Below are 9,662 nucleotides of genomic sequence, written 5' to 3' on the forward strand. Positions count from 1 at the left end.
TTGGGGTGTAAGGAGTGGTCTTATATGGCTGCGCTATTGGGGCAATCAACCACTCAATGAGTGGGATGATGGAAAGTCGATCCCGCCTGAGTGCAGGCGCTTAATGAAACTTTATTCTGGACGGGAACTGTCTTCAATTGATAATAATTGGAGGCAGTGGCGTATGGCTAAAGGGGAGCTAATAACGCCAAGCGGTTGGGGACTTACACCTGACAGGATTATTACGGGAAACGCATTGATTGAAATTGGAGCTGAAAGAGATAGGGTAAACATGTCTAAAATAATCAGAACAGCAAGGCAATTGAAAGAACTACCAAAGAGCCGCAGAGGCTGTTAATTAATAGCTCTCATTCTAACAGTCAACAGGGTGTTGGCTGTTATTTTTCGTACCAAAGTTGCCGAGTGGAACGCATCATTTTGATTGTTTTATGTTATCGAATCTACATACCCCTTACCTTTACAATGCTCACAATCTCTTAGGTTTGGTTTTAATCCAGTAGCAGATGAAACTAAGTTTTGTAAAGAGTTTTCAAATGTTTGGAACTGATATTCATCTAACTCAGCACCTGACTCTCTTAGCTCCAGTATTAACCGAGACACTTCATCTGTTGCATCAATTATATTAATTAAATTCATATTAAACGCTCCAAGAGGACATTTCCGCATACACTTTTTTTACAGTTTCAGTGATTAAGTCTTTTCCACAATAGTCAACATCAGGTAAAAGCATTGTATGCGCAAATAATTGACAGTAAATGGACTTGTACCTATCAAAGAATAGATCGTATATTAAGTTTTTGCTTACACCACAATCAATCCACATAGCTGCAGTAACTTTTAATGCATTAGCTCCATCAATAGCGACCAACGTCTTAGGGGTACTTGCTTCAAATACTTTATTGTGCGGTGGTTTTATATCACCGTGACCTTAATTAACACAGACATTTGAGAACTCACCGACTTATTAGAAGTTGTTCTAAATAACCCCCCAATCCACGGTATATCTTTCAATAGCGGCACACCTGATTCTGACTGTCTTGATTCATCCGACACCAAGCCACCCAAGATAATAGACTGACCATCAGTATCAAAAACGATCATTGATAACTGCCAATATGCGTATGTGATGATGCAAAAAGCCGATGATTGTGCCCATTACATCCAGCGCAAGACGGGGATTTCCGCATTTGAATAGCTGATCTTTTTCGATTCACATCAACACGTGGCAGTAAGTAATATATTTATTATAAAGCTGATCTGTATCTGAATATTAGAAACGCATTGAGCACACGGCTAAACATTAAGTAAATGGTGTTTTGAAGTTAGTTCAACGTGACATTTCAATCTGGGAATAAAGTGTCGTTTTAAATCAAAACTGACAAACAACAGAAATCATCTCTACGTCACATACAGTATGATGATGGGTGCATATAATGTTTCTTGTTGGCTGATTCAATGAATGATAATTAGCAAAGGATTGGTACATATCAATAATTCCCCCTTAGTTCAATTGGAAGAACAATAGACTCTTAAGTGAATCTTTAGATGCTGGTTCGAATCCGGCAGGGAGACCCAAATTCATATTTTTCATTTCTAAATGGTTCTGACACCCTCAGTCTGTTCTGTCCTGCTTTATTCCCTGATTAAAATGTCTCTTTTTAAGGTAGTTCAGTGTGTGCTGATGTGGCGTGTAGAGTAGGGATGTCAGCCTTTCTTGGTGCTCGGTTTGAAGTCCTCAGGGTGTATCAGTACTGGGTTGATTTCCCGCAGCTGCTGTACTGCTCGTTGTTGGGCTCTGCGTTTGTGTTGTTGCTCGAACTCTTGTTGTTTCTCTTGGGCAAATTTCAATACCGCGCCGAGGCGTTTATTATCAACAATTTGGCCTTGGTCAACGTTAGCCAACTTATCGGCGCAAATCAGCTCAATGTTTAAGTCATTGAGTACACGGCCAAACTGGGTGAGTCGCTTGGTTTCGGCATCGCGTTTATTGACATGGAATACTGCATGGCGATCGCTGTAAAAGGCCGACGGTTTACCGTGTTGATTGATGTATTCGCGGGTTGCGTTTGGCATGCGGCACCCAAAGGCCATCGGCGATCATCTATTGGCGCAAAGTTTCTAACGAGATATGAACGTCATGAACTTCAGTCAATTTCTCATGAGCAAGCGTGGGTCCAAAATCGATGTAGTACTCATGGATGATGGCTAATGTCCGTAATTTTAATCTTTCATCATGACGATGATTACTGGGACGACCACGTTTGAGTGACAGTAAACCACCAGAGCCCAACATCATAAAGCGCTTAGCCAAACGATAAACTTGTCGGCTACTCAAACGAAGAATACGAGCAGCCTCAACGCCAGTGATACGTTTATCGCAAATATCTTGGATCAGTTTTATTCGTAGCAGTTCATCATCAGTCATGGTTAACAACATCTCATTGGCTCCAGAGCACACATTAAGTAAATGGTGTTTTGAAGTTAGTTCAACATGACATTTCTAACTGGCTCAAACCTGACACTTCTAAATGGGTCTAACACCCTTAATGCGCATTATGTTTGCTTTATGGTAAATAGAAATAAAGTTGACAGATTCGCAATATCAATGATTGCAATGGATACCATAAGTCTTTGTAATTATTGATAAGGTTAACAAAAGTCATGGTGTCTTCGAAATTCACAGGGAACTACATTTTTCGCAAATTTGAGTGCGGTTTAAGCAAGTATGAAACCAGCGAATTATGTTTTAAAAGTGTGAGAACCATCACGCGTTGGGATGGAGGTCAGGACATACCACCGGAATGTAAACGGCTAATGAGAATGTACACAGGAAGAGAGGTAGGAATAAGCGAAAGCTGGATAGGGTGGAGAATTACCAAAGAAAACCTAATTTCACCGAATGGATTGAGTATCTCTTCAAACAAAGTATTAACAGGGACTGCGATATTAGAAATAGGTGCAGAGCAGGATAGCTACAACCTATCTCTAATCATGAAAACGGCAAGGGCGCTAAGAAATACACTAAAAAATTAACCATTAATACTTAGTCACTAGCAGCCGATTAAATAATGGCTGTTAGTGTATGGATGAAAAACACCATACAAAACCGCCGAGTGTAATAAATTGTGTTGATTGCTTTGTTAATCGTACTCACCGTAATCAGGTTCTAACGTACCAAAATCAACCGAAGTTATAGGATTTACAACTTCAATTTCTTCAACATCTAGATCTGATAAATCACCAGTTAAATCACCAGATACAGTAACTAAAAGTTCAGAAGTAAATGTTTCTTCAACTGTAGCTGTAACACCACCAATATAAACATGGTCACGGTCTATTGAATCGTATTGAGAAAGGGAGAATTCACCTTCAACTTCCACGGTGATATCGGCACTTATTTCTAGGACAATATAATCTTCTGCATGATCTACTATTTTAAAATTAGAATCAAACAACTCGAAGTCACTTAACCAACCATGGCAACCCTCAGGCTCCCAGTAATGAAAAGAGTCTGCTTCTTGATCTGGTGTAAAGCCAGAGAAGTAACTTTCTACACTGCTTCGGATTTTTTCAACAAAGTCAGCTGCATCATCTTCTTCTTGCTCCAACTTCAAGGTTAAAAGAGATACGAAAACAAAAGGATCTGTTTCTTTGTTAAACTTACTTAGAGCGTCTGCAAAATCCTCGGTATAATCAATGTAGTCTGATGTTTCACAATAATTTTTCCAATCACCATCACGAGCAACCGCCAAAACCTGAATATCATTTTCTTCAGCCCACGCTTCTGTAGCTAAAAGGACAATTGCATCAGGAAATTCATTTTTCTTTTTACCAGTTTCTGCGAAAGGCGGCTCGTTTTGGAAGTATTGCTGTAATAGTTCTGATACTGATAGATAGTCGCCACACTCAAGAACTAAAGCACCTGAATTTACAATGAATTTATCAACACGACTTGCAGCAATTCCCTCAATTTCATTACTATCGATTAAAATTGATTTTGCATCATTGAGTTCACTACCATCGAAAAAGAGATGATCTCCAGCATCATTTAGGGCTTTTTCTAAAGATGCTCGAGAACTTTTAACCTTTTTTTCTAAGTGGCTTTGAACTTCACCTTTTATTACATCAGGTAATAGGTAATCTATATCGCTGTCTTTAAATTGGCTTAATTTGCCAAGTAAGCCTTTTTCTAGTTTTAATCCATATGCATCAAAAATAGAGGTATCAACAAGGATTGCTTCATATTCTTTACTTTCACCCGAACTCATTTACTACCTCATACCTGCACATAACGCCTGCCTCACGAAAGCAACAAAACACACCGAACTTCATACCAAAACTTCAGAGTGTAACGCATCACCTTAATTGCATTGCCTCAAGATACGCCAGTTTATTTCAACATGCACCGGCCATTAACTCTTCAATTGGAACGTCTTTTACTTCATTTTCGTATAATCTGTCAGACTTCTTTCGAAAAGTATTATTTACTTGTTCATGTACAAATTCAGATAACTCTAAAAACATAACCAGAGTTTCTTCACCAATACCAGAAACATGAGCAGATTCAGCATTAAAAAAAGGTTCACTGTTTGGAGTGAAAATTAAAACAGCCTTAGAATGTTCATACTTAGAAACTCCAGCATGTGCAATATATTGATGACGCTGTTCCATTATATCTAAATGCCTTTTTTTAAGAACTTCATTGTCACCAAAAATATCTCCAACCTCTAACTTAACCTTCCTACCTTTAGCCTGAACAAAGCACTTACCATAAGTTACAATTGCAGAAATATAGAAGCTTTTTAATAAATCAGAATCAAAGTCAAACTCTTTTCTCACCACAACTATTTGCTCTTCAGTTTCAAACTCAGTTCTATCTTTTACATTATCCTGTGCTGTAGTTACTTTAATTCCATGCTTAATGATTTTTTCAACAAACTTTAAATCTTTTTTTACCAATCCATAAGCTGCAACGGTCTTAGCTTGCTTCGAAGTCATCTCTTTTGTTTTGCATTTCTCTCCGTAATAGTAATAGTCGCACTGAAATTTTAGTGTTTTCCCATCAACCTCTCTAGCAACCATTGTCAATGGTGTGATTTGCCCACCTGCTGTCTTTAGATCTCTTTTATTACTCATATACTTCCTACTATTACATGTAACGCCGCATTAAGGTGTGAGCAACGCACCACCTAACCTAAACCATGCCACCGTAAACACGAAGAAACCCAACGATGGAATGAAAAATGCCAAGCGTTGGGAATCACTCTTAAATGCTTTGTTAGCTAAAATCTCAAAGCTAACTCTATACATTTTGTAGCCAAAAACTAAAGCTTAAAAAGCTAAGCCCATTTTCGTCTATCGAGTTCAATAATCATTTTATCAATATCAGCAATGTACTTTTTCACTTCACTTTCTGCTTTAAATTTTGTTCTTAGGTACCACCATCCTCCGGAGAATTGCTGAATTTCAAGCTCAATGTCTTCAAATGAAGATACACTGTAACCTGTGCTGGTTATATTTAATGGAGTCTTACGACCAGACTCCTTGTCAAAAGCCCAGATATATTCACCTTCAAGCTCTAAAAAATCAAAGTACTGCTTATCCATTTTTATTCCTTTTTAGCTAACATTTTATTCAACAATCCAAGATCGTATATATCATAACGGAACCAAACTAAGAACAAGAGCTTGGTATTGGCTGTTAATCCCCCGTATTACTAGACGGGGTAGTTGCAGTGCATCATGCCTATTAAACTTCAGACAGCTCACTTTGACACTTTGGACATTTAATAGCTTTTTTGCTTATCGAGCTATCACAGAAAGGACACTTCTTTTCAACAAGACTCGTGAGTAACCACGTCGTAACTAAATAGACAATAATCCCACCAATAACAGTTGCGACTGAAAATCCGACGACTAAAGCTAAAAATGCAACAATTAAAGTAATAACAATAATTTGCAAAAGAATCGCGAATAACATTAATAAAACCTTCATTACGATGAAATTTACAAAACTTGATTCAACGTTCCAAAACAGTACGCCTAAAATATTGAATCAAAATATGGTTTGTAAAATACCTATTACGTTAAATAGCCGACTTAGCAGGGTAAAACACCACACTTAGCCTCTTAACGCTCATTGACTGCCATTCTAGCTCGTTATGTATGGAAAATAATACAGGGTGTGTCTGAAAGTTAATTACCAATATCAATGCATATGATATTGATCATGTTATCAATTCATATTCGGAATGATTTGAGTGCCAAACACCTAAAATCATGCATTTAGTAGAGTGAAGGGGGAAATGTTGGTCTTGAAAGGGCTGGAAGGAAATAAGCTCATTTATTACATGCGATTATTTACACATATGCTCAGATGGTAATATCATATCAAGTATGGTTAAATGCCTGAAATTCTTCTAAAAAAGGCATCTGAGTCATGTTAAAACGACTAATATTACTATCATTTCTATCAACAACACTACTAGGCTGCGATAGTAATGACGATGTGAAAGAATTAGATTCAGTGCTTATCAAGAAGAATGAATACTTTTCAACGCAGTTCAATGTAGACGGCAACCAACAAGTTAACGTCAAAGTTAGTTTACTGAATAACGTCCCTTCAGAAGCATTCATCATTACAGAAACAGAATACAAAAACTGGGAAGATGAAACACAGACAAATGACTTTGCGAGTGCAACGTTAATATCAATTGTTAAATTTTCACCAGTTCCAGATAATCTAACAGAGTCAGGTTGGATTAAACTAGAATCTGGTGACTACCGTATACTTATCGAAAACACCGATTTTGGTTCTGTAAGGCCACAAACTGTGGACGGAGGATCTATCAGCGTTACAAATTCAACAAATGTCATGTACTCCATACTCTATAAATAAATTATCTAGCTAAGAGCAAAAGCGGCTTGGCAGTGTGAAGGGCGGTTATGTGGATTTTTGAGTCTGTAGCGGTTTCGACCAGTGAGCTATGCCGAAAAATTGGGGTATAGAGAGTGGTCTTATATGGCTGCGCCATGGGGCAGTCAACCACTCAACATTGTGCGGTGGTTTTATATCACCGTCACCTTGATTAACACGGACATTTGAGAGCTTACCGACTTGTCAGAAGTCGTTCTGAATAGCCCACCAATCCACGGTATATCTTTCAATAACGGCACACCTGATTCTGATTTTCTCGACTCATCCGATACTAAACCACCCAAGATAATAGATTGACCATCCAACACTTGAACCACCGTGTTTATTTCTCGATTGTTGGTAATAATATCGGAGGCAATATCACTGTCAGACACGCTCGATGATGTTTGGTTAATCGTGAGAACCACGGAATCATTCACAATATGCGGTACAACACTCAAACCCAGCCCGACATTTTGCCTTTCTATTTTCTGCACTAACGAACCATTGTTTGAAGTTTCAGTGGAGACTAAGAAGGGCACGTTCTGACCCACATTGATAGAGCCTTTTTCTCTATCCATCACCAACAGATACGGTTTAGATAAGAGCTTAGTATTCTGATTTTGCGTAATGGCCGTGACGAGGGCACTTACATCACCTTTGTCATAAATGATATTGCCACCCTTAAAGGTTTCTTTAATCGACGCCACCGGATTAGAGATCAAACGAAATCCCGCACCTTCTAACAACACATCCAAACTCACGCCAATAGATTCACTGTCACCAAGGCGGGTATCCATCACTACGGCATCAATCAACACTTGTTTACGCCTGACATCAACACGCTTAATCAGGTTATCAACTTGCGTCAATTGAGAAGGTGACCCCGTAATAATCATCGAGTTGATATTGGGTAAAGTAATCACCGAATAGGCGGTTTGCATCTCACCTGTATTTCTTGAATAAGCCGTCAACACTGCTTGAATCAAGTCACTTATCTTGATGTTCTCCACATAGTTAAGATCATAAAATTTCGTCACTGGCGGTACGATAACCAGTTTTTCATCTTTATTAGAATCATTGATACCGACCAGTGATAAACGGTAAAAACCGTCATCAGGTGTCATTTTAAAACCATTTGAAATCAGTACCGCATCAACAAAAGGTTGAAAGTCGTTGGTGTCTAATTCGGGTGCAGAGAAGGACACCGCGCCTTTAACACCATCATCAACAATCACATTCAATTTCAACGCATCAGAGTACCAATCGACAAATTCAGTGATTGGCATATTGTGCGCCTCAAATCCGTCAATTAACTTGGCATTAACGGGCAGGGCAAGAACTAGAGCAACAAGGAAAAAGAAACGTTTCATATTAGCGCCCACACGTTAGAGAGAGTGATTTTTGCTTTTGGTTGGTGATCTTCAACTGACAGCGAGACACATTAGTTAGGGTTAATCCCAATTTCGTGAGAGTGTCTGAGGTAATGGTTTTATCGTCGAGCTTGAGCGTATAGAAAGGCGTGGCATTGGGCATTTTTGAATAAGACACAATCTTATAATTTTTGTACGCTGAGACATCCACCGATTCAACGCTGGCAACTGCTTGCGAGATAATACCGTCATCACCTGAATCAAAAATGAAGTAGGAGACAGTGATACCCGCCAAGAACGCCAACGGGCGAGAAACTTTTTTTAAATAGATACGAGTAATACGCATGAGATTCCTTAGATTCATTGGCACGCGATAGCGGTAATTGGTGTAATAAGGCGGCAAGTACGAGAACACACCGTGCTCATAGTTATGAGAGAAAACTTGTCGTGTATCGTAAGCCGAGTACAACCCCGCGCCCCAACAACTCCAACGGTCAACCGTCAGCGCATTTTGTTCGTCACCGTATTTCACAATACCCATATGTACCTTGGGTAATCGAACCGCATTACCTGTAAATGCTTTGATTAACGTACCAAGAAAAGGGATCATAATGCGGTCAGTTCGCTTACAAAAAACCACATGCTCAGCCAAGGTTAAACGGGCTTGTTTATCAATGATTGAAAGGTGTTGAACGATAAAAATAATGTCCCAGCCCAATTTACGCGCATGAAGCAGCCAATTGATAATCTCTTGTCGGCCTTTGTCATTCCAAGACCGAGAATTAAACCAAGTACCACACTCATCAAGCACCAATAAGCCGTTTTTATTTTCATCAAATATGGGTTTGCCTAATGTGGAGTTACCTTTACCAATGGCGAGTAAATCATCCAGACACGGTTTATCAGGCACGCGTAACACACGGCTCTGTTTGGCTTTTCGTCCTAGTAATGCCACCAAGTTCAAATCCAGATTGGTGGCGACCTTGCAGCCTTTTTGCAGACGCTCCTGAATACGCGCCACTGACATAATAGATTTACCGCCACCCAATTTACCTGTTACAACATAAACAGCCATAACGCCCCCTTAAACGTGACTCATCCACGCAATAGCCCATGCTTTCCATTCCCAAACCCAGCGAATAACCCGAGCGGAAAATACAGCAGAAAGGCAAGCTGGCGCATTAGAAGGAATGACCATGGCAAACCCCTCAGAGATACCTGGAGGGAGAACATACGACAAGCCTGACAAAATACCTTTCAAGGCAAGCAAGTTGACCAACGCCAACGCAGACACCAAAGCGATAATGGTTAAATTCATCGCCGTTCTTTTCGTAAACCACGTTAAGAACCAGCCAAAAACAGACATCGCCACAG

11 protein-coding genes, 1 tRNA gene and 1 pseudogene are annotated in these 9,662 nt (G+C 39.4%); 4 read left to right on the top strand and 9 right to left on the bottom strand.

The features are described from left to right. Positions 1-103: 103 nt before the first annotated feature. Positions 104-337: a DUF3653 domain-containing protein gene (locus C9J47_RS27380; RefSeq protein WP_281259018.1), complete on the top strand. Its 234-nt coding sequence runs from the start codon at positions 104-106 to the stop codon at positions 335-337. A gap of 89 nt (positions 338-426) precedes the next feature. On the opposite strand, the gene C9J47_RS23720 is transcribed toward C9J47_RS27380, so the two are convergent. Both C9J47_RS23720 and C9J47_RS23730 read right to left on the bottom strand, forming a co-directional pair. Then, positions 427-636 (bottom strand): hypothetical protein, encoded by a 210-nt coding sequence (locus tag C9J47_RS23720; protein ID WP_107255709.1) that lies wholly within the window; start codon positions 634-636, stop codon positions 427-429. Between the two features lie 276 nt (positions 637-912). Further along, the gene (locus C9J47_RS23730; protein WP_245903595.1) at positions 913-1,101 is read right to left on the bottom strand and encodes a type II and III secretion system protein; all 189 of its coding nucleotides are present in this window, start codon (positions 1,099-1,101) and stop codon (positions 913-915) included. 394 nt (positions 1,102-1,495) lie between these two features. Here C9J47_RS23730 and C9J47_RS23740 point away from each other — a divergent pair. After that, positions 1,496-1,575, top strand: a tRNA-OTHER gene (locus C9J47_RS23740). A 129-nt stretch (positions 1,576-1,704) separates the two neighbouring features. Here C9J47_RS23740 and C9J47_RS23745 read toward each other — a convergent pair. Beyond that, a pseudogene (locus tag C9J47_RS23745) lies at positions 1,705-2,425 on the bottom strand (helix-turn-helix domain-containing protein). Positions 2,426-2,820: 395 nt separating this feature from the next. On the opposite strand from C9J47_RS23745, the gene C9J47_RS27390 reads away from it, so the two are divergent. Next, positions 2,821-3,033, top strand: coding sequence for a DUF3653 domain-containing protein (locus C9J47_RS27390; protein ID WP_245903597.1), 213 nt, complete (start codon positions 2,821-2,823; stop codon positions 3,031-3,033). Positions 3,034-3,140: 107 nt separating this feature from the next. On the opposite strand, the gene C9J47_RS23755 is transcribed toward C9J47_RS27390, so the two are convergent. From C9J47_RS23755 to C9J47_RS23770, 3 genes are all read right to left on the bottom strand, one after another. Continuing rightward, positions 3,141-4,268 carry a PIN domain-containing protein gene (locus C9J47_RS23755; RefSeq protein ID WP_107255712.1) on the bottom strand — a complete coding sequence of 376 codons (1,128 nt, stop codon included), beginning with the start codon at positions 4,266-4,268 and terminating at the stop codon, positions 3,141-3,143. A gap of 127 nt (positions 4,269-4,395) precedes the next feature. Next, positions 4,396-5,136, bottom strand: a complete 741-nt coding sequence (locus tag C9J47_RS23760) for a hypothetical protein (protein ID WP_107255713.1) — start codon at positions 5,134-5,136, stop codon at positions 4,396-4,398. Between the two features lie 203 nt (positions 5,137-5,339). Beyond that, on the bottom strand, positions 5,340-5,606 hold the full coding sequence (locus C9J47_RS23770; protein WP_107255714.1) for a hypothetical protein: 267 nt from the start codon (positions 5,604-5,606) through the stop codon (positions 5,340-5,342). 832 nt (positions 5,607-6,438) lie between these two features. Between C9J47_RS23770 and C9J47_RS23780 the strand changes: the two genes are divergently transcribed. Then, a complete protein-coding gene (locus tag C9J47_RS23780) occupies positions 6,439-6,897 on the top strand; it encodes a hypothetical protein (protein ID WP_107255716.1) in 459 nt (152 codons plus the stop codon). Between the two features lie 170 nt (positions 6,898-7,067). On the opposite strand, the gene C9J47_RS23785 is transcribed toward C9J47_RS23780, so the two are convergent. The 3 genes from C9J47_RS23785 to C9J47_RS23795 all read right to left on the bottom strand — a co-directional run. Continuing rightward, entirely contained in the window at positions 7,068-8,288 is a 1,221-nt protein-coding gene (locus C9J47_RS23785) for a secretin N-terminal domain-containing protein (RefSeq protein ID WP_107255717.1), read from the bottom strand. Position 8,289: 1 nt separating this feature from the next. Then, a complete protein-coding gene (locus tag C9J47_RS23790; RefSeq protein ID WP_107255718.1) occupies positions 8,290-9,363 on the bottom strand; it encodes a zonular occludens toxin domain-containing protein in 1,074 nt (357 codons plus the stop codon). A gap of 9 nt (positions 9,364-9,372) precedes the next feature. After that, the coding region (locus C9J47_RS23795; protein ID WP_107255719.1) for a DUF5455 family protein at positions 9,373-9,662 on the bottom strand (290 nt) is incomplete at its 5' end.

Origin of the sequence: Photobacterium indicum (genome assembly GCF_003026215.1) — a bacterium.
In the GTDB taxonomy this organism is placed as follows: Bacteria; Pseudomonadota; Gammaproteobacteria; order Enterobacterales; family Vibrionaceae; genus Photobacterium; species Photobacterium indicum.

Excerpts from the sequence above, each read along its gene's own strand:
- C9J47_RS27380 (WP_281259018.1), top strand. The coding sequence starts at position 104 with ATGAAACTTTATTCTGGACGGGAACTGTCTTCAATTGATAATAATTGG.
- C9J47_RS23720 (WP_107255709.1), bottom strand. The coding sequence starts at position 636 with ATGAATTTAATTAATATAATTGATGCAACAGATGAAGTGTCTCGGTTA.
- C9J47_RS23730 (WP_245903595.1), bottom strand. The coding sequence starts at position 1,101 with ATGATCGTTTTTGATACTGATGGTCAGTCTATTATCTTGGGTGGCTTG.
- C9J47_RS27390 (WP_245903597.1), top strand. The coding sequence starts at position 2,821 with ATGTACACAGGAAGAGAGGTAGGAATAAGCGAAAGCTGGATAGGGTGG.
- C9J47_RS23755 (WP_107255712.1), bottom strand. The coding sequence starts at position 4,268 with ATGAGTTCGGGTGAAAGTAAAGAATATGAAGCAATCCTTGTTGATACC.
- C9J47_RS23760 (WP_107255713.1), bottom strand. The coding sequence starts at position 5,136 with ATGAGTAATAAAAGAGATCTAAAGACAGCAGGTGGGCAAATCACACCA.
- C9J47_RS23770 (WP_107255714.1), bottom strand. The coding sequence starts at position 5,606 with ATGGATAAGCAGTACTTTGATTTTTTAGAGCTTGAAGGTGAATATATC.
- C9J47_RS23780 (WP_107255716.1), top strand. The coding sequence starts at position 6,439 with ATGTTAAAACGACTAATATTACTATCATTTCTATCAACAACACTACTA.
- C9J47_RS23785 (WP_107255717.1), bottom strand. The coding sequence starts at position 8,288 with ATGAAACGTTTCTTTTTCCTTGTTGCTCTAGTTCTTGCCCTGCCCGTT.
- C9J47_RS23790 (WP_107255718.1), bottom strand. The coding sequence starts at position 9,363 with ATGGCTGTTTATGTTGTAACAGGTAAATTGGGTGGCGGTAAATCTATT.